Source organism: Lacibacter sp. (assembly GCF_035299325.1).
In the GTDB taxonomy this organism is placed as follows: Bacteria; Bacteroidota; Bacteroidia; order Chitinophagales; family Chitinophagaceae; genus Lacibacter.
The window spans coordinates 59,770-82,105 of the sequence record NZ_DATGWT010000023.1 but is presented as its reverse complement, the minus strand read 5'-3'; the positions used below and the strand labels follow the sequence as shown (position 1 = coordinate 82,105).

The window sequence follows — 22,336 nt, the reverse complement described above, 5'->3', positions numbered from 1 at the left end:
TGAATTTACTGCCCGTTTCGTTCACGCCAAAGTTGATTGAAACTTTTTTCAGGGAAATGCATTTCGCCACGGTGGCGTGTCCAGTCTTTCACAAATTTATTGATCATCCAGCTGCGCATTTTACTGCTGCCGGTGTTCATGAGCTTACGACTGAGCGATACTCTTTTCCAAACCTTCCATGCCATGCGTTCGCCAAATGAAGCATATCCTTCTTCCACAGCTTCGTAACGATTTTCCAATAACAGTTCATGCAGGTTAATCCGCATGGGGCAAACCTCGGTACAGTTACCACATAACGATGACGCATAACTGAGATGCTTGTATTCTTCCAAGCCACTGAGATGCGGTGTTAACACTTTACCGATCGGGCCGCTGTAGGTTGTGCCATAACTATGCCCGCCGATGTTTTTATAAACAGGACAAGCATTCAAACAGGCGCCGCAACGGATACAGTATAAACTCTCCCTTGTCTTTGGATTCTTTAATACGTTTGTTCGTCCATTATCCAAGAGGATCACAATCATTTCCTCAGGGCCATCCTTCTCTCCCGGTTGTTTTGGACCAAGCACGATGCTGTTATACACCGTTACATTTTGCCCGGTACCATACGTTGAAAGTAGTGGCCAGAACAAACCAAGATCGTTCATGCTGGGTAATACTTTTTCAATACCAACAATTACGATATGTGTTTTTGGAAATGCACAACTCAATCTTGCATTGCCTTCGTTTTCTGTAACAGCAATGCCACCCACATCTGCTAAAATAAAATTGGCACCTGTTACACCAACTTCGGCCTGTACATATTTTTCACGGAGAATTTTGCGTGCAACCAATGTCAGTTGCTCTGGTGTTGCTTTTGGATCGGTTCCCAATTTATCTGCAAACAACTTTGCTACATCTTCTTTGCTTTTATGCATTGCCGGTGTAACAATATGATAAGGCGGTTCATCATCCAGTTGTTGAATGTATTCGCCGAGATCAGTTTCTACACTTTCTATATTATGTTTGGTAAGGAAATCGTTGAGATGAATTTCTTCCGTTACCATGCTCTTGCTCTTCACCAAAGTTTTGCAGCTACGTGCTTCACAGATCTTTAAAATTTCATCACATGCCTGCTTTGCATTTTCAGCCCAGATTACTTTACCACCCCTGCGTGAAAACTGCGATTCAAATTCCTCCAGTTGCTGATCAAGAGTTTCTAATGCACGCCACTTTACATTCTTGGCTCGTTCACGTGCTGTGAGTAATTGTGTGAACTGCAGTTTACCTTCCGGCACTTTTGCATTATACTTTCCAATATTAAAATTGATTGTACGACGATGATCAAGGTCAGCAGCCTTAATGGTACTCTTTGCAATAAATTTATCTGCAGTCTGGCTCATTGATTAAAGTTACTTCTTTGTGTCCTTTGATGCGTAATACTGATCTGCTATTTGTGTAAGCACTTCATAAAAATCTTCGCCGTATTTGCGAATGATGGCTTCTTTCAAAAACACATATACGGGCACTTTCAGTTTTTGTCCATTCAAACAACCGGGATTACACATCTGGTCTCTCGGTTCATAATTCACATACTGCTGTTCTGTATTTTTGCTCTTGCTGATCTTAATGGGATAAAGATGACAGGAGATCGGTTTCTTCCACTTCAGTTCACCGGCATAATATTGTTGTTCAAAAGCGCACTTTACAATTCCTTTTTCATCTACCAAACCATACGCACACATGCCATTGCTGATGGTAGGTGTTACCCAGCCAAATTCCTGGTCGTATTGATAAAGACCGTCACGCTCAATTACTTTTCGTCCTTCTTCTGTGAGCAGGTGTTTTACTTTTTCAAACCCGGCGATCACTTCTTTCAACTCATCGTTCGTGAGTGGTGCACCGGCATCGCCATCAACGCAGCAGCCACCTTTACATTTGTTCAGGTCGCATACAAACTGCTCTTCCACCACTTCATCACTGATGTAGATATCATCAATTACAATCATGGCGCAAAGATACGGTCGTACAGCAGAAAACTATTAGAGAGAATTCAAGAGAGAGTGCTAGATCAATTTCTCCACTTCAAAGTTTGAATTAAATGTTGCATATCCTTATACAGGAATTGTTCCACCGGTTGAATAGAATCGTAGTTTGGTGTTGCGTCAAAGTACAAAGCACCACGTAAGAAATGCTTGCTGCTGTCGGTTACAAAAAACTGTTTACCGGTTGCAGCATTTCCACCCACGTCAAATATAAATCCGTTTACACCAGCTTGACCTTTCAACGGAATTTCATCAATGGACGTTGCTTTTAAACTGTGCTTGCTGGTCATCTTAAATGCATCCTGAACAAGTGCATCAAATTTATTTGCATCACCAATTACTTTATAACTGATGTGAATACGCCCCGCCAGTTCAGGAAAGTCAAGATTCACCCAGTAAGGATTTTCTGCCTTTGCTTCAAAGAAAGTGCTATCCTTCAACACCTTTCCATACGCAGGGTATTCAAACGTATAGGGATAATCCGGTTCATCAAACAACACATATTTCTTTTCAGGAAAATCAATTTGAAAATACCCTTTTGGCCTCGGACGGGGATCGGAGTTGCAGGAGAAGATAGAAAAAAGCAGTACGAAGTATAAAGTATGAAGTACGAATCTATTATCAAGCTTGGAAAAATTCATGAAATATAAAGTAAGATTTTGCAATTGCTTCATACTGATCAGTCGAGGGGTTTAATGGTCACTTTTACTTTTTCAATACGGTTGCGGCTTACTTCCTGAATAGTAAATTGGAAATCGCCTGTTTCAACAACGTCGCCGGCTCTTGGCAAACGTTCGGCCAGTTCTAATACAAGTCCGGCCAGCGATTCACTTTCCCCTTTCACTTTATCAAACGTATCGGCAGGAAGATTCATTGTGCGGCACATATCGTGCACAATGGTACGTCCTTCAAAAATATAGTTGTTCTCATCAATCTTTTTGTTCACGCTTTCATCATCATCAAACTCATCTTTAATTTCACCAATAATTTCTTCCACCACATCTTCCATTGTTACAATACCGCTGGTGCCGCCAAATTCATCAACCACAACTGCAAAGTGAATGCGTTTCTGCTGAAATTCTTTCATCAGATCATCAATGAGTTTTTGTTCCGGTACAAAGAACGGCGTACGCATCAGTTGCTGCCAGTGGAAATCATCCGCATCATTGAGATGTTGGAGCAGATCTTTTGTTTGAAGAATACCTACAACTTCGTCTAAATTATTTTTATAGATCGGCACTCGACTGTAGTGCAACTCCTGCACACGTTTCACAACATCCTGGAATGGTGTTTTGTATTCAATACCACTTACATCAAGACGTGAACGCATCACTTGTTTCACAGTGATGTTGCTGAAATTCTGAATGCCCTTTAATATCTGTTTTTCTTCAACCGTAGCTTCGTCTTCACTCATCAGATCAATAGCGTAATCAAGCTCTTCTGATTTTAAGGAAGATTTTTTTTGATACTTCGACATTCGTTTTTCAATGCCATCTGTATATCCGGCTAGCCATCCGCCTGTTGATTTAAAAATGGGATAAACAATTGCATCGATCCACCAACTGGCGAAATAAGCAAAGAAGATATTGTTTTGCGATGCCCATACTTTTGGTAACGTTTCACAAAACAAAAGTATCAATGCCGTAATGGCCGTTGCTTTTAAAACAAACTCAACCCACCATAAATTATGACGCAGGTTAAGTGCTTCATCAATTAAAAAGTTCGTGAGAAAAATAATTCCCAGGTTGAATATCACATTTGCTGCCATTAAACTTGCCATTAACACCTTGGGCTCTTCCAGCAGGTTCACAATTCGGCGTGCAGGCGCATCTGGCTTTGTTTTAATTACATTCAGGTCTTTATAACGGAGTGAAAAGAACGCCACCTCAGCTCCACTTACAACAAATGAAAAAAACAGCAGGATTAGAAAAAGGATAACCAGTAATGTTAACCCCTGGCTGTTGATTGCCAGTAACACAGGTTTGATCGATAATAAAAAAGAAATGCTGACGTGCTGATAATCCAAAGCATCAAAATTAAGTGAATAATGTACCGCTGTACCGGCAAAAATAAACAACGCAACGGTATTTCCTAAAATGGAAGATCGGCACTTGGTTCTCCAATTGGTGGCAGATCATCGCCATGATAACCACCAAGTTGTTCAGGCGAATCGGGTTTTCCTGTTCCATCAGCCCTTTTATCGAGCATGATGAGGTTGTCACCCACAACTTCAGTTGCATATTTTTTAACGCCTTCTTTGTCTTCCCAACTACGTGTTTTCAAACGGCCTTCAATATAAACAAGACTTCCTTTATGCAGGTATTTCTGTGCTAATTCTGCAAGTCCTCTCCAAAGCACCACCGTGTGCCATTCCGTTTGGCTCACCAGTTTTCCGGTGCGGTCTTTAAACGTTTCAGTTGTAGCTAATGGAAATTTAGCAACGGCAATGTTACCTTCTAAAACCTGTACGTCAGGTTCTTTTCCAAGGTTGCCAATAAGCATCACACGGTTAACTCCTCGCATACGTATAAATTTTAGTTCTGAATGATTAGATCATGGCCAGACCCGTCTGTCACTCCTTCTAAATTACGTTTTTTGCGTTACTGTTGTATGCTTCGCAGCAAATAATTCAAGAACACCTGCTTTTAAAAAATCATTTAACAATTTCGGAAAAGGTAACTGTTTTAATTGGTTTGCCGTTTTCCATTCCCAATCTTGCGATACAGTATGTTTTCCTTTCAACTGAACCAATACTGCATTTCCATAAATGAGTTGATGACTTAATTGTTGTTTGATGGGTTTGCTGGCAGATAAAACTGTAAATGAGTGTTTGATCTTACGGCTTTTGAACCATGCTTCTGTTGATGAAGTATCTGCCTTCTTCCATTCTTTCTCTGTTTTATATTCTTCATTCGGAAATTCGTAGAGGTTTCCCCACACATCCTTACCGATTCTTTTTTGTATGGCAAATGTTCCGTTCAATTCCAGGATATAAAACCTGAACCACCTGTTGCGAATTTTATTCTTCTTTTCTTTTACAGGTAACTCGTTCACAATAGCTTTTTCATAAGCAACACATTTTGTTTTCAGATTACAATTGCGGCAATCGGGAAGATCGGGTTTGCAAACTGTTGCACCAAAATCCATGATAGCCTGGTTATAAGCAGCGGGATCAATTGTATCAAGACATTCTGTTGCCAGCAGCTGAAACTGCTTCTTCCCTTCTGTGCTGTCAATGGGCGTACCAATCCCAAAAAAACGGCTGAGGACACGAAACACATTTCCATCAACAACAGCATGCGGCAAACCAAACCCAAATGAAGCAATGGCAGCCGCCGTGTATGGACCAACGCCTTTTAACTCAATGATGGTTTCGAATGAATCAGGAAACTTTCCATTTAATTCAAAAGCAATGAATTGGGCAGTGCTGTGCAGGTTACGACAACGGTTATAATAGCCAAGCCCCTCCCATAATTTATACACTTCTTCCAATGGTGCATTTGCGAGTTTTTGAACCGTTGGGTATTGATTTACAAATCGTTCATAGTATTTCCAGCCTTGTTCAGCACGTGTTTGCTGTAGAATAATTTCACTAAGCCAGATGCGGTAAACATCTTTTTCGCCTTTCCAGGGAAGTTGCCTTTTGTTTACTGAATGATGCCAGTGAAGTAATTTTTGTTGAAAATAGTTTGACCTGTTCATATCATTTTTATTCATCAAATACCCAGTACGCCTGCAAAATAACAGCAATAAGCCCTAACAATTGCCAGCCATTTTTTGTTCATAATCAACCAGTTACTAAAAAAAATTTGGCCAATATGTTTCATTTTTTGGAATTTATTCAGGATATTAGACCAATAATAACCAGAACCCTTAAATTTTTACGCATGCGCAAAGCAGATCTTGTGAACCAAATCTCAGAAAAAACAGGCATTCCAAAGGTGGATGTTCTCGTTACTCTTGAAACAATGTTCAAAGAGGTAAAGGATTCTCTTTCTGCGGGTCAGAATATTTATATCCGTGGCTTCGGGAGTTTTATTACAAAGAAACGTGCAGCCAAAATTGGCCGTAACATCAAGCGTAACACTGCTGTTCATATTCCTGAACATTATATTCCTGCATTTAAGCCTGCAAAGGAATTTGTACAGGAAGTTAAAACCAGTTACAAAGGTGGAGCGGTGAGTGACGATGGTGGAGATGACGACGAAAGTTAAATACGCTTTTGTAAGGTATTTAATGCCTTACTTCCTGTAGCTTTGCACTTCAATTTTCTGAAGCGTGAACAGGCAACAAATTATTTATGTAACTGCTGCAATCACAGCAGTTTTTCTTTTGTATTTTTTCGGACGTACCGTTCCCAAAAAAGCAGAAGATGATCATGCCGGTCATGATCATTCTAAAACCTCTGCGCCGGCAACTGCCGCTAACACTCAGGCTGTTACTCTCGACTTCCCCACTATGCTTGGGCTCGCCAAAAAGCGTTTAAATGCCCAACAGTTACAAAAAGTAACCGAATGGGAAAACTCAGTGGTAAGAGGCGATGTCAAAAATCAACAGATACAGGTTTACCGTAAGCTGTCTGCCTTTTGGATGGATACCATTGGTGCCTTTGTGCCCTACGCCAAATACATTGCAGAGGCTGCTAAGTTGGAAAATTCAGAGAAAAACCTCACCTTTGCAGCCCATTTGTTTTTAAGTGAGTTGCAAACTTTATCGGAACAACCGTTACAGGTTTGGATGGCCAAAGAAGCAAAAGAGTTATTTGAAAAGGCATTAGCATTAAATCCTTCTAACGATTCTACCAAAATTGGTCTTGGCAGCACTTACTTTTTCGGTGGTGCAGGTGATGAGCCTCCAATGCGTGGAATTGCTTTGATTCGTGAGGCTGCGGAAAAAGATCCGCAGAATGCATTTGCCCAATATATGATGGGAGTTGGTTCAACCATCAGCGGACAATGGCCAAAAGCGATTGAACGATTCGAAAAAGTGCTTGCACTTGAACCACAGAACCTGGAAGTGATCCTTCGTTTGGCCGATGCTTATAAAACCAGTGGTGATAAAGTAAATGCCAAAAAGAAATACGAGTTGTTTTTACAAACTGTAAGATCACTTGAAACACAGGGAAAATTCAGGAGCAGTCCTGAAATGATGAAACAGATAGAAGAACAGATAAAGTTATTATAACCATATTTTTTAAAAAACGTAAAACGTATTAAACATGCCTTGCGGAAAAAAGAGAAAGCGTCATAAAATTGCGACGCACAAGCGTAAGAAACGTCTTAGAAAGAACCGTCATAAGAAGAAGAATAAATAATCTTCTGAATTGAACGGAGTCCCGCTTTTAAACGGGACTCTGCTTCGCTGTGGCCATTGCAGAAATTTGTCTGCTTGCTTGTATACATCTGCTGTACAGTGGCCTCCTTCCTTCTGATCAGGTGAAGTAGCATAGTTCAATTTAAAAGACGTTTTGAGTGAATAAGGAACTGATCATTAATTCTGCCCCAACCGGGGTGGAAATAGCATTGTTAGAAGACAAGAAGCTGGTAGAGCTGCATCAGGAAAGTCATGATGCCAGTTTTACCGTTGGTGATTTATACCTCGGTAAAGTGAAAAAACTTGTACCCGGTATGAATGCCGCATTTGTGGATGTTGGTTTTGAGAAAGACGGCTTTCTTCATTATACCGACCTAAGTCCCTATGTACGCTCCCTCCTCAAGTTTACCACACAATCAATCAACGACAAAGGCGAAAGCATCAGTGATTTTGGCAAGTTTCAAACAGAATCCGAGATCATTAAAACAGGAAAAATTGGTGAAGTGCTTAACGGCAAACCAAATATCCTGGTTCAAATTCTGAAAGAACCCATTGCAGCAAAGGGCCCACGTCTTAGTTGTGAAATTTCGTTACCGGGTCGATTCGTTGTACTTACTCCTTTCAATGATATTGTAGCTGTATCACGCAAAATCCACTCTAGTGATGAGCGTAAGCGTTTACAAAAGATCGTTGAATCGATACGCACCAAAAACTTTGGTGTAATTGTGCGTACAGCAGCTGAAGGGAAAAATACAGCAGAACTCCATGAAGATCTCAACAACCTCATAAATATGTGGCAGCAGATTCAAAAGAATCTGAAGAATGGAGTTGCACCTTCTAAAATTTTAGGCGAGACTGATAAAACAACCAGCATCCTCCGTGATTTATTGAGCGCTGATTTCAACCGTATTGTTGTGAATGATAAAAACATTTACAACGATGCCCGCACTTATATTCAAAAAGTAGCGCCTGATAAAACAGAGATCGTCAGCTTCTACCAGAACGGCTCTCCCATCTTCGATAATTTTGGAGTGACCAAGCAGGTAAAAGGATCATTTGGTAAAACAGTGAACCTTGCCAGCGGTGCATATCTCATTATTGAGCATACAGAAGCGTTGCATGTAATTGATGTAAACAGTGGTTATAAAAGTGTAAGTGCCAACCAGGAAGAAAATGCATTGCAAACGAACATGGAGGCGGCCGAAGAAATTGCCCGTCAATTACGTTTGCGAGATATTGGTGGTATTATCGTAGTCGATTTCATTGATATGAAGCTGCCGGATAATAAACGTCGTTTGGCAGAAGCAATGGAAGAATTTATGCGTGCCGACAGAGCCAAGCATGCAATCCTTCCTATTTCAAAGTTTGGTTTGATGCAGATCACCCGTCAGCGGATGAAACCTGAAGTGAACATCAACACACAGGAAGTTTGTCCGAGCTGTAATGGTACCGGTAAAGTTTCTGCTACATTGATACTGGAAGATGAGATTGAAAAGAACATCAGCTATCTCGTTATGCAGAAGCATAAAGAATTAATGATAGCTGTACATCCGATCATGGAAGCTTACCTCCGAAAAGGATTCCCATCGAAGCGTATGAAGTGGAGCTGGAAATACAAACAAAAAATTAAGGTGAGAGCAAATACGTCTTATCACCTCACTGAATATCATTTCTTCGATAGCCACGACGAAGAAATAAGACTCTAACAAAAACGGTTGATCAAAAGATCAACCGTTTTTTATTTCTTTATCCTGCAGCGATCATACTGATCTCTACATTCACATTCTTTGGTAACCCTTTTACAGCCACTGTTTCCCTTGCAGGAAAACCTCCATCGAAGTACTTGCCATAAATTTCATTCACTTCACTGAACAAGGCCATATCGCTGAGAAAGATCGTTGTCTTTACTACATTACTGAAATCCATACCTGCCTCCTGTAAAACAGCTTTCAGGTTATGCATCACCTGGTGTGTTTCTGCCTGTATATCTGTATTGTTCATTTCCCCTGTATCAGGCTTAATGCATATTTGTCCTGATATAAATAAAAAGCCTCCTGCTGCTACTGCCTGGTTGTAAGGACCGATTGGCGCAGGTGCCTGATCGGTTTGAATAATTTTCTTTTCCATCATGCGGCAAACTTACTTTATTAGCCGAAGAAATAAGCGTGTTTACTTTGCTTCCCTGTAAATTTGCTGGTATGCGTTTGGTCCTCGTCAGTTCTCAACCTGTAACAGATTTATTTGGAAAGGAATTCCCTTTTGTTGACAATGATTGTATAAGAAGAGAAGAATTCTTATCTGAAGATTTGACAACAGCCGATTGCATCATTGATCTAACAATTGAAGACCATCCTACAACTATCGATCAATATCGAACAGCAACCATACCCATCCTCATAGGCTCAGTAATATTTACGTTAAAGGAATTAGCGACCGATACACAATTACCCATTGCACGTTTTAATCATTGGCCAACTTTCATCAACAGAAACTGTATTGAGTTTGCAGTAGTTGACAATCACGTAGAGAAATTTCAGCAGCTTTTTCAAACACTCAATATACCTGCATTAAGAACGGAAGACGAACCCGGTTTTGTAAGTGCAAGAACAGTAAGCATGATCGTGAATGAAGCATTACTTGCAAGGGAAGAAGCCGTTTCAACTGAGTCAGAAATTGATACAGCTATGAAACTCGGCACCAGCTATCCAATGGGGCCATTTGAGTGGTGCAACAAGATAGGGACTGATCGTATAGTCCGGCTTCTACACAAACTGGCAGAAAAAGATAACCGCTATCAACCCGCTTCTTCTTTCACCGAAACCATCCAGAACTGATATGGCGTTGTTGCTTTGCATTGATACTTCTACCACCCATGCTTCAGTTGCCTTGGCAAAAGATGGCGTTTTGATCGGTATGAAAGCCAATCAAAACCAACGGGACCATGCTTCGTTTCTACAACCAGCCGTTCACTCTTTATTGCAGGAAGCAAATCAAACACTCAAAGATCTTGATGCAATAGCTGTAACATCAGGTCCGGGATCCTACACAGGTCTCCGGGTAGGATTTGCATCGGCTAAAGGCTTGGCCTATGCGTTAGATATTCCATTGATCAGCGTTGAAACTACGCTGGTCATGAGTGCTGCTGCCTCGACTATTCTCAAAAATGAAGAAGCTGCTTTGTTATGCCCCATGATTGATGCCCGCCGGATGGAAGTGTTCACCGCTCTATATTCAGCAGATCTGAAGCCTGTTTCCTCCATCTCTGCACTGATTCTCAACTCTGATTCCTTCGTCCGGCAGCTGGAAAACTCCCGCATTTTCTTTTTTGGCGACGGGGCCCCTAAATGGCAAATTATTTGCACACATTCAAATGCTTTTTTTCTGGATGTAAAATGGACTGCCGGGGATATGGTGGGTTTGGCCGATAAATTATTTGAGCAAAAAAGCTTCAGTTCACTCGCTTATTCGGTTCCTGTGTACGGTAAAGAGTTCCATTCCACACAGATATGAATTATGTCTTTTACGACTATTAAATGCGTAATTTTACTGTTAGTTTTACGATTGTTAGATTTAGCACCCGAAATTACCCAACCACTAAACTACCCTGAGATGGCAACCACTAAGAAAAAAGAGAGCAATGTTCCTATTCCTCTTGATTATCATGCAGTGAAGAAGGCTTCACTCATTCTACGTTCTGTAAACCACAAACTAAGACAGCAAATTATTCAACTCATCAATGAAAATGGTCAAATGACCGTAACTGAGATCTATGTAAAGCTCCGGCTTGAACAATCAGTTGCGTCACAACACTTAGCCATTTTGCGCCGCAGCAACATTGTAAAAACCACCCGGGAAGGCAAATTCATCTGGTACACCGTTAATCATGACCGCCTGCAGGAGGTAAATGAGTTTGTAACACAACTCCTCGCCTGACCTTTCTCCACACCTATACGCACTCATAAGGCTGTTTAAACAGACTAACGTACTTTTGCAAAAAAAGCAAAGAAGATTATGTACGTACAACAGCTGTATACAAACTGTTTGAGTGAAGCTGCCTATTATATTGAAAGTAATGGCGAATGTGCAATTATTGATCCATTGCGGGACGTAGAGGTTTACCTTAACCTGGCAAAGGAAAGAAATGCCAAGATCAAATATATTTTTGAAACGCATTTTCATGCCGATTTTGTGAGCGGCCATCTTGATCTTTCACAGCAATCAAATGCGCCAATTGTTTACGGACCACAAACGGAAACATCATTCCCCGTTCATGTAGCAAAAGATGGCGAACAATTCAAGGTGGGGGATTTAACCATTGAAGTATTACATACTCCCGGTCATACACTTGAAAGCTCCTGTTACTTATTGAAAGATGAAACAGGTAAAGATCATTGTGTTTTTACCGGTGATACTTTGTTTGTGGGAGATGTTGGCCGTCCGGATCTTGCACAAGGTGGCGATCTTTCTATGAGTGAGCTTGCTGGTAAATTGTATGATTCACTTCAGCAGAAGATCATGCCTTTGGCAGATGAAGTGATTGTTTATCCTGCACATGGGCCCGGCAGCTCTTGCGGCAAAAGCATGGGACCCGAAACCTCCAGCACAATTGGTGAACAGAAGCAAACAAATTACGCTTTGCAGCAATCAACCAAAGATGAATTTATTAAAGCAGTAACTGATGGGCTTGATGCTCCACCGAAATATTTTCCTGTGAACGCACGAATCAACAAAGAAGGTTATGGATCACTTGACACTCTGTTGAAAAAAGGACTGACTGAATTGGATATTGCGTCCTTCAAACAAAAAGCAAACGAACCAAAAACACTTATACTTGATACACGCAACGCCGACAAATTCACTTTGGGATTTGTTCCTGGTTCGATCAGTATTGGACTTGAAGGACGTTTTGCTGAATGGGCCGGTGCATTGTTGCCGTTTGACGAAACTATTTTGTTGGTGAGTGATGAAGGAAAAGAAGAAGAGACCATTGTACGACTTGCAAGAGTTGGTTTTGATAAAGTAGGTGGTTATTTAAAAGGTGGTTTTGAAGCATGGGCTAATGCGGGTGAGCAGGTTGACATCATAATAGATGTGGAAGCAGATGAACTGGCAATGGATCTTCCATTTGATGATAACCTGGTTGTGGTTGATGTGCGCAAAGAAACTGAATATGCTGATGGTCATGTGAAAGATGCAGTTAATCTTCCACTGGGTGAAATAACTGATCCGGGCTTAATTGCAAATATTGAAGAAAGAGACAATTTATATGTGCATTGCCAAAGTGGTTACAGAAGTGTGATTGCTTCTTCCATTCTGAAACGTCAAGGGTTTCATAACCTGCGCAATGTAGTAGGCGGTTTCAATAAAATAAAAGAACAGAAAATTAAAATAGAGAAAGAGAAAAGTGTCTTGAACTAATAAAAAAGTCCCGCAATTTATGCGGGACTTTTTTATACTGATACAATACCATTTTTTATTGCGTACATCACCAGCCCCACCCTTGTTTTAATTTCAAGTTTTTCAAATAATGAATCACGATAACCGTCAATTGTTCTTGGACTGACAAACATTTTTTCAGCAATTTCCTTGTACGTCATTTCTGTACACGCATGTTTCAGGAACTCAACTTCACGGTCGTTTAACTCATTGAGTATTTTTATTTCGCTCTTTTTATCATCCATCTGGTTAATAGAATGAATCAAACGTCCCGTTACCAACTCAGAATAATAATAACCCTTTTGATGAACAGAATCTAATGCGTTCTGTAATTCAGGTGGTTCACTATCCTTAAGAATATATCCCTTGGCTCCGGCTTTGAACATTCTGATAATTGCATTTTCATTGTCATACATTGAGAGTGCAATCACATTCACTAACGGATGATGCTGCTTAAGCCATTTAGCAGTTGTATAGCCATCCATCTCAGGCATGTTAATATCCATCAACACAATATCTGGCTCACCATATTTTTTTATCTGCTGTGTAAAATGCTGGCCATTGTCAGCTTCAAATAAAACCGCATAGTCGCCAAAACTATCTACCACTCCTGCCAGGCCTTTCCGCAGCAAGATGTGATCATCGGCCAATGCTACTTTAATTTTTTCTGCCTTCTTCATCAATCGTTTCATTTAATGGTACCTCTAGATAAAGTTTTGTTCCTGCGCCCGGTTCACTGTTCATGGAAAAAAGTGCCCCAATTACGGTTGCCCGTTCATGCATATTGCGAATACCCAGACCGAACGATTTATTTCCGGGCGTGGTGAGTGGCTTCATATCAAATCCTTTCCCATTATCCTCAATACAAATTTCCATTGTATGATTATTAAATACAATTGTTGCATTGATTTTCCCTGCATCTGCATGTCGTATTACATTGTGTATTGCCTCCTGCACAATACGAAACAAAATGAGTTCTTTGTGTTTATCAAGTTTTTCAATAGCGCCGGCAATAGTGAAAGTTGTTTGAATACTACCTGTTTTTTTAAGCAGTTCGAGTTCATACTCAATTGACCTTAGAAGACCCATTTCTTCTACATAATCAGTATTTAAACTGCGGCTGAGATCACGGAGATCCTGGATAGCTTTACCGATGAGTTGCTGACTGGTTTTTATTTTTTCCATTGCACCCGAGTCATTAACTGCAGTAGTTGCGAGATTCAGTTTAGCAAGCGTTAATACCTGCCCCACGTTATCATGAATTTCCTGCGAGATGTTCTTCAGTGTTTGTTCCTGTATCTCAAGCTGGGTTTGCAGAAGTGTTTGTTCATAAAGAAGCTTTGTTTGCTCCTTTTCTTTCAGGTAGTTATTCATACGTAAGCGATAAATGATGACAAAGACGATCAAAAAAATACCCAATAACAAAATTGCTATTGTAAAATAAATCAGTAGTTGTGCTATTTCTGAATCCATTGTTTACGTGCCATTGTTATAATACCGATTGAAATAGTTGCGTATAAAAGTACAACCAGGTTGTTGTTGATCTGGCTGATAACCGGTTTCCACTTTTGCCAATCGCTGAATAATATATTCGATAGCGAAACATACAAAAACTCCCCGGCATTAAACAGAAATAAACCGGAAGCGATCCAAAACATCGGTTCACTCACAGGGTTCACAGGCACTTCTTCCCGCATAAAATCAATAAAATAAAAACAACAAAAGACGATCATTGCAAGACTACCGATCTTGAAAAATATCGGATTGAAAGTGGTCAGTTCTCCAAAAACAAATAATTGCAACCCGGCAAAAACAAAAAAGCAAACTAAAAATACCCTTGCAATTGTAATAAAAACTTTGCTTCTGAAATACTGGCTTAGTAGCCAACCATAAAACAAATACTCAATGGGAACTGAGAAATTATAAAGCCATGCATTCGACTGATGTAAAACTGTTCTGTAATATCTCCCTGTTAACTCAACCAATACAATAAAGAGCATAAAGAATGCTAACCAGCGTAACGGCGTTTTTTTGATGGAACGCCAGCAAATTATGCTGGTTAGCAATGCGAAAATTTCAAAATAGCTATGTAATGTGAGAAATGAAAACATTCAGTTTAAAATTAAGCACCTCCTACCGTACCACCATCGCAGTGGCTGGGACAAAGTTCTGCATGGTTAAAGCCCAGATCACCCTCTTCTTCTGCAACGCTTCTCAATATTACAGCCTCGCTTTCGGTATCCGGATCTCCTATTTCCTCTGACAGTTTTTTTACTTCTTCGGCAGAAATATAATCGTGATGTGTGCTGCCTCCATTTAAACTATAAGTTGGCACAAATACAACGGTGTTTTTGTCTTTTTTTTCCGGATCACTTACGTTATTGGGATAGCGGCTGAAATATACTCTTACACCATCACCCGTTTTGCCCGTTGCGGAATCAGTTAAATCGCCGATCAACTTGACAATTTCCTGCATATTGGCTAGAGAAAACCAGGCCGAAATACTGTTTTTCTTCTCGCCACTTTTCTTATACTTCTTTACTAAACGAACAACTTCCTTCTTTGAAATTTTTCTTCCTGACATGACGTAGTAGTTTACAATTAAATGAATTTGGTTTACAATTAAAACTAACAAGTTTGTAAACACAAAACATTCAAATAAACATAAACCGTTAAATCATTTTTATTAACCGTTAAAACACGGTATAATTATTTATCAACCCACATCTTTCGGTATTCTTCTTTCCATTCATGCTTCCATCTTCTGTGGCTCCATAAATAATTAGCCGGTCGCTGACGAATAGAGTTTTCAATTTTATCAACAATCAACCGTGTAAGTTGGCCATCCTTAAATTCAGTTGGAGTGGAAGTCAATAATTCGAAATCACATTTATAATAACCACGTTTTACTTTATAAAAATCAGCATAAATAACAACGGTATTACCCCGTCGGGCTCCTTTTTCCGGACCCCTTGGAAACGGAGCTGGCTTGGTGAAGAAATTTGTCCAATATGCTTTGGCAGGGTTACCGGGGTTTTGATCGCCCACCAGAATTAATGCGTGTTGATTTTTTGTATGCTCACGTACCTGGTTTTGAAAATCTGTAGCCGGCACTAAAATAACACCTGTCTTTCTGCGCATATCATACACAATTTTTTCAAATGCTTTATTACGTATAGGCATATACACCACCACAAATGGCATTTTTGAAAGAACGCCTAACCCAAGATTGGCCATTTCCCAATTAAAGTAATGGCCCGAAACGATGAGTACATTCTGTTCTTTACCAACAAAATCATTCATCACTTCAATATTGCAGACAAACCTTTTTTTAATTTCTTCTGTATTCCATGAAAACATTTTGATCATTTCAAGAAACGTATCACAAAAGTTGTGATAGAATGTTTTCATGATCTTCCTTCGCTCTTCTTCTGTTTTTTCGGGAAAGGCAGTTAACAGATTATTCATCACCACTTCTTTTCGATAGCCAAGCACATAGAAAATAATTACATAAGCAAAATCGGAAAGCAGGTAAAGCACTGCCATTGGAAGAAATGAAAGTAAACGCAGGAAACCGTAAACGATATAATACATGCGGCGAAATTAAAGATTAAGCATTTTTGTCCAAAGCCTACAGTACAATGTTCTGCAGTAGCGGATGCTTGGTTGGATAATCAGTATTGAAATGCAATCCCCTGCTCTCTTTCCGGAAGGATGCTCCTTTTGTAATGAGATAACCAACCGTGATCATATTTCTCAACTCCATGATCTGCGGCGAAATTGAACTGCTGCGGTACAATTCTTCTGTTTCTTCCCACAACAGATCTAAACGGCGCATAGCCCTTTGCAAACGCTTATCGTTACGCACAATACCAACGTAATCACTCATTACCTGTTGCAATTCTTTTAAGCTTTGCGTAATAAGAATCATTTCCTTTGGTTGACTTGTTCCTTTTGCATTCCAGTCTGGTAATACAGGTTGCTCAGCATTTAATAATTTAATCTTTTCAACCGCATCCATATAACTGCGGTGAGCAAATACCATTGCTTCTAATAAAGAATTACTGGCCAAACGGTTGGCACCATGCAAACCCGTGCTTGCACATTCGCCTGCTGCATACAACTGTTTAATGGATGTGCGCCCCCACTCATCCGTTTTAATACCACCGCAACTGTAATGCGCTGCAGGAGCAACAGGGATCATATGTTGTGTTACATCAATGCCAAGGCTTTTACATTTTTCGTAAATATTCGGGAAATGATGAATGAATTTATCTATATCCATATGCCTGCAATCGAGCCACACATGTTCGGTACCACTGATCTTCATTTCACTATCAATGGCTCTTGCAACAATATCACGTGGAGCAAGATCTTTACGTTCATCGTATTGCTCCATAAAAGCTTCGCCTTTATGATTACGAAGAATACCACCATCGCCACGTACAGCTTCTGTAATTAAAAACGCTTGTCCTTTTTGACCTGCCTGGTATAATGCCGTTGGATGAAACTGGATGAACTCCATATTTTCAATCCGGCCTTTTGCACGGTAAACCATTGCCACACCATCGCCACTTGCAATAACAGGATTTGTTGTAGTTCGATATACCTGTCCATTACCGCCAGCCGCCAATAAAGTTATCTTGGCCTGGATGATCTCGATGGTGTTGGTATTAAGATTCAAGGCATACACACCATAGCATTGCACATCTGGTGTTGATTTAGTTACAAGAAAACCAAGATGATGCTGGGTAATAAGATCAACAACAAAATAATGATTCACCAATGTAATGTTCTTGCTGCGCCGAATAGTTTCAAGCAATGCTCTTTCCATTTCTGCACCGGTTACATCTTTATGATGAAGGATGCGGTGCTCACTATGCCCACCTTCCTTTCCCAACGAATAATCACCATCTTTTTCTTTATCGAACCGTGCACCCCACTCAATAATTTCATTCACACGTAAAGCACCTTCTTTCACTACGATCTCAACGATCTGTTCATCACATAAACCATCACCTGCGATCAATGTGTCTTCTATATGTTTATCGAAACTATCGTTCTCCAGATCATTTACCACAGCTATACCGCCCTGTGCATATTTGGTATTGGTTTCGTCGGCATTTGATTTTGTTACAACAAGCACTTGCTTATCCGGGCAAGCTTCCGCAACTTTAATGGCATATGTCAATCCGGCAATGCCCGATCCTATAACGAGAAAATCTGTTTGCATCTATTTCAATTAAAGCAATAAAGATAAAGAAACCAAAGCAGCTTAATTTACGGTTTACAATCGTATATCTGCTAAGTATTAAATTATCATGACTTACCTATTTAGGGTATTGACAAATGATTTTTGAATACATACTTTTACATCCGTAACACATAATAACGAGTTTACATGTAAGCTAACCCCTGCCCTGCCAAAACACCCAACTTCTATCTCGTAAACCCATCAACGTATCACAGACCATCTGTAAGTATTTGCCTGCCGCAAAATACCTACACAGTTATTATTTATTATTAAACCTTATTATCATGACAACCGATCACGAAAAATCACTTGTTCCGTGCTGCCCGGAACTGATCAAAGATGACCATTGCGATGTTATTAATTTCAGCAGGGTGCTTAATTACCCCACCGCCATTTCTGCCAACAACAGGAGAAGAATAAATGTGGAAGTAATTCTACATTTCAAATTCAGCCGTTGCACACTTGGACTTACCTTGGGAGATCCTGTTTACAGCACCACCTTGTTACCCGGAGAAAAAGTACGGTTAATGACAACCGACAGGAGAAGCCGTTTCTCCTATGATAGTGAAACCAAACTGAGTTACCGTAATGAGCAGATCTCCGAAGATCAGTATTACATGACAGCCTTTCAAAAGTACATGGCCGATGCATCTGCGTCACAGTCTGGTCATGCAGAAAGTTCATCAGAAGGTCACTGGGATTTTAGTGGCTCAGCCGGTGGAAGTGTAAATCCATTTACACTCAGCGCCAGTGCAAGTACCAAAGCAGCAGGAAATCATAACAGCAGTTCGGTTGCAGATTTTCTCAACCAGCAAAAAACACATGTGCAAAGTGCAGCATCACAATCTGTGAGCGCTACTCGTAAAGCACATTCTGTTTCAATGGGCGAAGTAAGTACCCGCACACATATTGAAGGTGAAAGTGAAGATCATTTTGAAGCATCATCACGTGAATTTGTGAATTATAACAAATGTCATGCGGTAACCTACATGTTTTACCGGCTCAATAAAAAACAGAAAATAAAATTTGAGCTGGTATCTATTGAAAGAAGAGTATTGGATGAAAGCGCACCGGTATGGGGAGTGCTTCAACCCTCTGCGCCAAAACTTCCTATTTCATTGGTAGCACAGGATGTTCCTGCAACTTCATTTCTGAAAACACAGGCACTTACAAATGTTGCAGGCATTGCATCATTCAATACAAATGTTGATACAGCAACTTCATTATTGCGATCTCCTATATTAACAAAAACAGCTATTAGTTTTAACCAGGATTTTGGCACGGCATTGGATAGTGAAACACGTACCAAGGCATTGAAAGAAGTTGATGAACAGCTCGCAGCAAAAGGACTTATTGACAAGGAAGGAAAAGTGACACAGGAAACAAAGAAAAGTATTGAAATAGAAATGGAATTTTCTTTGCCAACACCCGGAATCATCGCTAAAGGATGTTTGGATGATTGTGATGTATGCGAGCCGGCATTAAAAGAAAGAATGCAATTGGAAAACGATTTACTCCGCAAACAGATTGAACTACTTGAAAAATCGCAGGAATACCGCTGTTGTCCTCCGGCTCCGGTAATTGCAGATTAAGAACAGGTTCAAAAATAATTTTTGCACTGGCTCTGGCTTATCAGCTTAATGCAATGATGGGGGCCAGTGCAAAATTTTTCTTTCTCTCTACACAATCAATATTTTCTTCAGAGTTTTTATTCATCTATTAAACCTATCATCATGTTTATTTCCATGCAGGGAAATTGGAGCATCAGTGTGAAATCGAAAAACGCTGCCTTTCCCCAACGCTTCACAGTTATTGGCGCATCAAGTGGCAACGGCACATACAATGGTGTTGTTGGCGCTCCCCTTGTTAATGTTACAGGTAATCATTGGTTAATAGCTATTCAAAACGATCCGGGATCGGGTTTCAGACAATCGGATACTCGAATCAAGTTCCCAACCATTAGTGCCGGCATGTTCCGGTTTGATATTGAAAGCAACGATGCCGGTGGCGACCAGGATTTTAATGATCTGGTACTTACTTGTTCATCAGCTGCATCTGTTAGCGATTACGTGCTGTACGGTAATGTTACCGTGTACAGTGGTAATTGCATTTTTAATCCGTGCCGCAGAAGATGGGTGGTGATTGATACATACAAACAATTGCTTGATGCATTGAAGTATGATAAGTTGAAAGAAGTAATTGAAAAATTATATCCTGAACGTATTCCGCCAATACCACAACCTGATCCGCCGCCTTTCTTCTCGCCGTTAATGATCAATATTGGCGATGATGTTGCATTGCCTCCACGGATTGCGAATGTTTATGCACGAACAAATTTCCCGGCTGCTGATACAACAGCAAAAGCAAGAAAAGGAAAAGAGGAAATTGCTGAACCGCAAAATCTGCTGAGCGATTTCCAGCTTACAGGAACAAGAAATCTTTCCGGTGCAAAAACCATTGCAAGTGAACGCTACATGATCGATAAAATTGGTTTAGCAAAACTGAAAGACAGTATCCGTTTTATCTGCAATACCGATCCCGGCAATAATCTTACACTCAACTTTGTTGAATACGACCGTAGCAGCAGCGAACTTGCCGGAGGTCCATACATCGGCAATGGTAACACAAGTATGCTTGGCAGTGCCATTACCGATATGAATGGAAATTACATTTTTCGTTTTACACAAAGCCTTAGTGAAATGGTGCATGAAGTGGAAGAAGATGTAGCCGGTGGTGAAAACAGTTTGGTGCAGGTTCGTCCTGATGTATTGGTGAGGATTACTGACAGTTTTCATCCAACAATAACATTGTTTGAAAGCGCACCACATTTCAACATCAATCAACTGCAACGTTTAGATTTTTGTTTCCCTGCTGACATTGTTCGTCCATCTTCATTCTGCTTTAATGGTAATCTTGTTGGCAGTTTAGGAAATATATTTATAGGTGGCAACCAAAATACGAGTGCAAGCACATCAGCTGCAGCATTAGACAGAAATGGTTACAACAATCATCTCCGTTCAACAGGTGTTATCAGTGTTCATAATTCACAAGCTGGTTTCAGTATTGATTGTGCTGCATGGAAAGGTTTGGTCGATTTGAAAGGTTGTTTGTTTAACCTGCAACGCAAAAAAGGCGATGCTGTGATCAGGTATTACACCATCCGTTACCGCAAGCCGGGCAATGGTTGGCAATTTGTAAACCAGCAATACAGGCATCCGAAATTTTCAAAACGGAATATTCCGTTTTATAGTGGCGATGTTACCGGACCATTTAATACATCGTTGAATGTAGATGGAAGTGGCGCTGTAGTTGTTCCTGCTTATACCAACATCCAGGCAGAAGTATATTTAGATGGTGTGGATTGGGAGTTCTCCAATTTAGATAGATACATGCAACTCAACAGTGCAATTTATGAAGCAGGCACTCCGGGCAAAGTGTATTTTTTAATTGAGGGATATGATGAAAAAGGAAATCTTGTTCCAAATGCAAGAGACCTGATTGCACTTTACATCAACAATCGTCCGATTGAATTTGGATTAAGCGGTGTTGAATTTATTTCACCACTCGAAACATTGCCTTGCAATCTTTATAAGATGACAGCAGCAGAAATGAACACGCCACTTCGTTTAAACTTTAAAGCAAATGATGCATGGGGTTTCATCAACGATTATGCATTGAGCATGAGCAAATGCCCAAGTGATGTTGAAGTAAATGTAACAATACCATTAAGTATTGCAGGAAACAAAACAGGGTTGCTCAAAGCCGGCAGTAATGCATCAAACACTGACGCAAATGGATGCCCCGGTTATACTGGTACGCTTGGCGATTTTGGAACAACAGGTTTTGTTAGTGTGCAGATGCAACCATCAGCTGCTGCAGGTGGATGGTTACAACCGAATGAAGAATTTGCAGTTGTGTCCTTTGGTTTAACAGCCAACATGCGGAGAACAAATGGTTACAACAGCGGGCTTGAAGGAACTTACCAGGCAAGCTCAACGTTTTATATTCAAAGAAAATAATCAATGAGTGATGCATTGAAGCTGTTGATCTCAATACTTGCTACATGGCGACTTGGTCATTTACTGGCCGAAGAAGATGGGCCATGGGATATCATTATCCGCATTCGCAAACAACTCGGGCATGGGTTCTTCGGAACCCTGCTCGATTGTTTCTATTGCCTCAGCATCTGGATCGCAATTCCATTTGCGGGTTGGATGAGTAATGATTGGATAACCGGAATCATTCAATGGCTGGCCATCAGCGGTGGAGCATGTATTCTCTTTAAAGCAACAACAAAAAAATAATTCAA

23 protein-coding genes are annotated in these 22,336 nt (G+C 40.3%); 10 read left to right on the top strand and 13 right to left on the bottom strand.

All coding sequences use genetic code 11. The features are described from left to right. Positions 1-5: 5 nt before the first annotated feature. The 6 genes from VK159_RS13615 to mutY all read right to left on the bottom strand — a co-directional run bounded on the left by VK159_RS13615 (position 6) and on the right by mutY (position 5,726). Complete coding sequence (locus tag VK159_RS13615) at positions 6-1,382, bottom strand: LutB/LldF family L-lactate oxidation iron-sulfur protein (RefSeq protein WP_324230699.1); 1,377 nt, start codon at positions 1,380-1,382, stop codon at positions 6-8. 9 nt (positions 1,383-1,391) lie between these two features. Further along, positions 1,392-1,988, bottom strand: a complete 597-nt coding sequence (locus VK159_RS13610) for a DUF3109 family protein (protein WP_324230698.1) — start codon at positions 1,986-1,988, stop codon at positions 1,392-1,394. 62 nt (positions 1,989-2,050) lie between these two features. Further along, the gene (locus VK159_RS13605) at positions 2,051-2,665 is read right to left on the bottom strand and encodes a hypothetical protein (protein ID WP_324230697.1); all 615 of its coding nucleotides are present in this window, start codon (positions 2,663-2,665) and stop codon (positions 2,051-2,053) included. A 38-nt stretch (positions 2,666-2,703) separates the two neighbouring features. Further along, entirely contained in the window at positions 2,704-4,050 is a 1,347-nt protein-coding gene (gene gldE, locus VK159_RS13600) for a gliding motility-associated protein GldE (RefSeq protein WP_324230696.1), read from the bottom strand. Between the two features lie 65 nt (positions 4,051-4,115). Beyond that, entirely contained in the window at positions 4,116-4,547 is a 432-nt protein-coding gene (locus tag VK159_RS13595) for a single-stranded DNA-binding protein (RefSeq protein WP_324230695.1), read from the bottom strand. A gap of 63 nt (positions 4,548-4,610) precedes the next feature. After that, positions 4,611-5,726 carry an A/G-specific adenine glycosylase gene (gene mutY, locus VK159_RS13590; RefSeq protein ID WP_324230694.1) on the bottom strand — a complete coding sequence of 372 codons (1,116 nt, stop codon included), beginning with the start codon at positions 5,724-5,726 and terminating at the stop codon, positions 4,611-4,613. Between the two features lie 185 nt (positions 5,727-5,911). Here mutY and VK159_RS13585 point away from each other — a divergent pair, with 185 nt between their 5' ends. The 3 genes from VK159_RS13585 to VK159_RS13575 all read left to right on the top strand — a co-directional run bounded on the left by VK159_RS13585 (position 5,912) and on the right by VK159_RS13575 (position 9,043). Next, positions 5,912-6,238 carry an HU family DNA-binding protein gene (locus tag VK159_RS13585; protein ID WP_324230693.1) on the top strand — a complete coding sequence of 109 codons (327 nt, stop codon included), beginning with the start codon at positions 5,912-5,914 and terminating at the stop codon, positions 6,236-6,238. Positions 6,239-6,302: 64 nt separating this feature from the next. After that, complete coding sequence (locus VK159_RS13580; RefSeq protein WP_324230692.1) at positions 6,303-7,208, top strand: tetratricopeptide repeat protein; 906 nt, start codon at positions 6,303-6,305, stop codon at positions 7,206-7,208. A gap of 287 nt (positions 7,209-7,495) precedes the next feature. Further along, positions 7,496-9,043, top strand: a complete 1,548-nt coding sequence (locus VK159_RS13575) for an Rne/Rng family ribonuclease (protein ID WP_324230691.1) — start codon at positions 7,496-7,498, stop codon at positions 9,041-9,043. Between the two features lie 40 nt (positions 9,044-9,083). On the opposite strand, the gene VK159_RS13570 is transcribed toward VK159_RS13575, so the two are convergent. After that, on the bottom strand, positions 9,084-9,467 hold the full coding sequence (locus tag VK159_RS13570; RefSeq protein ID WP_324230690.1) for a RidA family protein: 384 nt from the start codon (positions 9,465-9,467) through the stop codon (positions 9,084-9,086). A gap of 68 nt (positions 9,468-9,535) precedes the next feature. On the opposite strand from VK159_RS13570, the gene VK159_RS13565 reads away from it, so the two are divergent. The 4 genes from VK159_RS13565 (at position 9,536) to VK159_RS13550 (ending at position 12,755) form a co-directional block, all read left to right on the top strand. Beyond that, positions 9,536-10,171 carry a 3-hydroxyacyl-CoA dehydrogenase family protein gene (locus VK159_RS13565; RefSeq protein WP_324230689.1) on the top strand — a complete coding sequence of 212 codons (636 nt, stop codon included), beginning with the start codon at positions 9,536-9,538 and terminating at the stop codon, positions 10,169-10,171. Between the two features lies 1 nt (position 10,172). After that, on the top strand, positions 10,173-10,847 hold the full coding sequence (gene tsaB / locus VK159_RS13560; protein ID WP_324230688.1) for a tRNA (adenosine(37)-N6)-threonylcarbamoyltransferase complex dimerization subunit type 1 TsaB: 675 nt from the start codon (positions 10,173-10,175) through the stop codon (positions 10,845-10,847). A 99-nt stretch (positions 10,848-10,946) separates the two neighbouring features. Next, positions 10,947-11,270 carry a metalloregulator ArsR/SmtB family transcription factor gene (locus tag VK159_RS13555; RefSeq protein WP_324230687.1) on the top strand — a complete coding sequence of 108 codons (324 nt, stop codon included), beginning with the start codon at positions 10,947-10,949 and terminating at the stop codon, positions 11,268-11,270. A gap of 78 nt (positions 11,271-11,348) precedes the next feature. After that, complete coding sequence (locus VK159_RS13550; RefSeq protein WP_324230686.1) at positions 11,349-12,755, top strand: MBL fold metallo-hydrolase; 1,407 nt, start codon at positions 11,349-11,351, stop codon at positions 12,753-12,755. A 32-nt stretch (positions 12,756-12,787) separates the two neighbouring features. Here the strand turns inward: VK159_RS13550 and VK159_RS13545 are convergent, their stop codons facing one another. The 6 genes from VK159_RS13545 to nadB form a co-directional block, all read right to left on the bottom strand. Continuing rightward, positions 12,788-13,453 (bottom strand): response regulator transcription factor, encoded by a 666-nt coding sequence (locus VK159_RS13545; protein WP_324230685.1) that lies wholly within the window; start codon positions 13,451-13,453, stop codon positions 12,788-12,790. After that, entirely contained in the window at positions 13,431-14,246 is an 816-nt protein-coding gene (locus VK159_RS13540) for a sensor histidine kinase (protein WP_324230684.1), read from the bottom strand. Before VK159_RS13540 ends, VK159_RS13545 begins: the two co-directional genes overlap by 23 nt. Continuing rightward, entirely contained in the window at positions 14,231-14,884 is a 654-nt protein-coding gene (locus VK159_RS13535; protein ID WP_324230683.1) for a hypothetical protein, read from the bottom strand. The genes VK159_RS13540 and VK159_RS13535 overlap by 16 nt, the downstream gene beginning before the upstream one ends. Positions 14,885-14,895: 11 nt before the next feature. Next, positions 14,896-15,357 carry a hypothetical protein gene (locus tag VK159_RS13530; protein WP_324230682.1) on the bottom strand — a complete coding sequence of 154 codons (462 nt, stop codon included), beginning with the start codon at positions 15,355-15,357 and terminating at the stop codon, positions 14,896-14,898. A gap of 125 nt (positions 15,358-15,482) precedes the next feature. Next, positions 15,483-16,367 (bottom strand): lysophospholipid acyltransferase family protein, encoded by an 885-nt coding sequence (locus VK159_RS13525; RefSeq protein ID WP_324230681.1) that lies wholly within the window; start codon positions 16,365-16,367, stop codon positions 15,483-15,485. Between the two features lie 37 nt (positions 16,368-16,404). Then, the gene (gene nadB / locus VK159_RS13520) at positions 16,405-18,006 is read right to left on the bottom strand and encodes an L-aspartate oxidase (protein ID WP_324230680.1); all 1,602 of its coding nucleotides are present in this window, start codon (positions 18,004-18,006) and stop codon (positions 16,405-16,407) included. A gap of 305 nt (positions 18,007-18,311) precedes the next feature. Here nadB and VK159_RS13515 point away from each other — a divergent pair, with 305 nt between their 5' ends. The 3 genes from VK159_RS13515 (at position 18,312) to VK159_RS13505 (ending at position 22,331) form a co-directional block, all read left to right on the top strand. After that, entirely contained in the window at positions 18,312-19,619 is a 1,308-nt protein-coding gene (locus tag VK159_RS13515; RefSeq protein WP_324230679.1) for a hypothetical protein, read from the top strand. Between the two features lie 141 nt (positions 19,620-19,760). Then, entirely contained in the window at positions 19,761-22,046 is a 2,286-nt protein-coding gene (locus tag VK159_RS13510; RefSeq protein WP_324230678.1) for a hypothetical protein, read from the top strand. A gap of 3 nt (positions 22,047-22,049) precedes the next feature. Further along, positions 22,050-22,331: a DUF1360 domain-containing protein gene (locus tag VK159_RS13505; protein ID WP_324230677.1), complete on the top strand. Its 282-nt coding sequence runs from the start codon at positions 22,050-22,052 to the stop codon at positions 22,329-22,331. The last annotated feature ends 5 nt before the right edge of the window (positions 22,332-22,336 follow it).

Coding starts and splice junctions, on each gene's coding strand:
- VK159_RS13615 (WP_324230699.1), bottom strand. CDS start 1,382: ATGAGCCAGACTGCAGATAAATTTATTGCAAAGAGTACCATTAAGGCT.
- VK159_RS13610 (WP_324230698.1), bottom strand. CDS start 1,988: ATGATTGTAATTGATGATATCTACATCAGTGATGAAGTGGTGGAAGAG.
- VK159_RS13605 (WP_324230697.1), bottom strand. CDS start 2,665: ATGAATTTTTCCAAGCTTGATAATAGATTCGTACTTCATACTTTATAC.
- VK159_RS13595 (WP_324230695.1), bottom strand. CDS start 4,547: ATGCGAGGAGTTAACCGTGTGATGCTTATTGGCAACCTTGGAAAAGAA.
- mutY (WP_324230694.1), bottom strand. CDS start 5,726: ATGAACAGGTCAAACTATTTTCAACAAAAATTACTTCACTGGCATCAT.
- VK159_RS13585 (WP_324230693.1), top strand. CDS start 5,912: ATGCGCAAAGCAGATCTTGTGAACCAAATCTCAGAAAAAACAGGCATT.
- VK159_RS13570 (WP_324230690.1), bottom strand. CDS start 9,467: ATGATGGAAAAGAAAATTATTCAAACCGATCAGGCACCTGCGCCAATC.
- VK159_RS13565 (WP_324230689.1), top strand. CDS start 9,536: ATGCGTTTGGTCCTCGTCAGTTCTCAACCTGTAACAGATTTATTTGGA.
- tsaB (WP_324230688.1), top strand. CDS start 10,173: ATGGCGTTGTTGCTTTGCATTGATACTTCTACCACCCATGCTTCAGTT.
- VK159_RS13555 (WP_324230687.1), top strand. CDS start 10,947: ATGGCAACCACTAAGAAAAAAGAGAGCAATGTTCCTATTCCTCTTGAT.
- VK159_RS13550 (WP_324230686.1), top strand. CDS start 11,349: ATGTACGTACAACAGCTGTATACAAACTGTTTGAGTGAAGCTGCCTAT.
- VK159_RS13545 (WP_324230685.1), bottom strand. CDS start 13,453: ATGAAGAAGGCAGAAAAAATTAAAGTAGCATTGGCCGATGATCACATC.
- VK159_RS13540 (WP_324230684.1), bottom strand. CDS start 14,246: ATGGATTCAGAAATAGCACAACTACTGATTTATTTTACAATAGCAATT.
- VK159_RS13535 (WP_324230683.1), bottom strand. CDS start 14,884: ATGTTTTCATTTCTCACATTACATAGCTATTTTGAAATTTTCGCATTG.
- VK159_RS13530 (WP_324230682.1), bottom strand. CDS start 15,357: ATGTCAGGAAGAAAAATTTCAAAGAAGGAAGTTGTTCGTTTAGTAAAG.
- VK159_RS13525 (WP_324230681.1), bottom strand. CDS start 16,367: ATGTATTATATCGTTTACGGTTTCCTGCGTTTACTTTCATTTCTTCCA.
- nadB (WP_324230680.1), bottom strand. CDS start 18,006: ATGCAAACAGATTTTCTCGTTATAGGATCGGGCATTGCCGGATTGACA.
- VK159_RS13515 (WP_324230679.1), top strand. CDS start 18,312: ATGACAACCGATCACGAAAAATCACTTGTTCCGTGCTGCCCGGAACTG.
- VK159_RS13510 (WP_324230678.1), top strand. CDS start 19,761: ATGTTTATTTCCATGCAGGGAAATTGGAGCATCAGTGTGAAATCGAAA.
- VK159_RS13505 (WP_324230677.1), top strand. CDS start 22,050: ATGAGTGATGCATTGAAGCTGTTGATCTCAATACTTGCTACATGGCGA.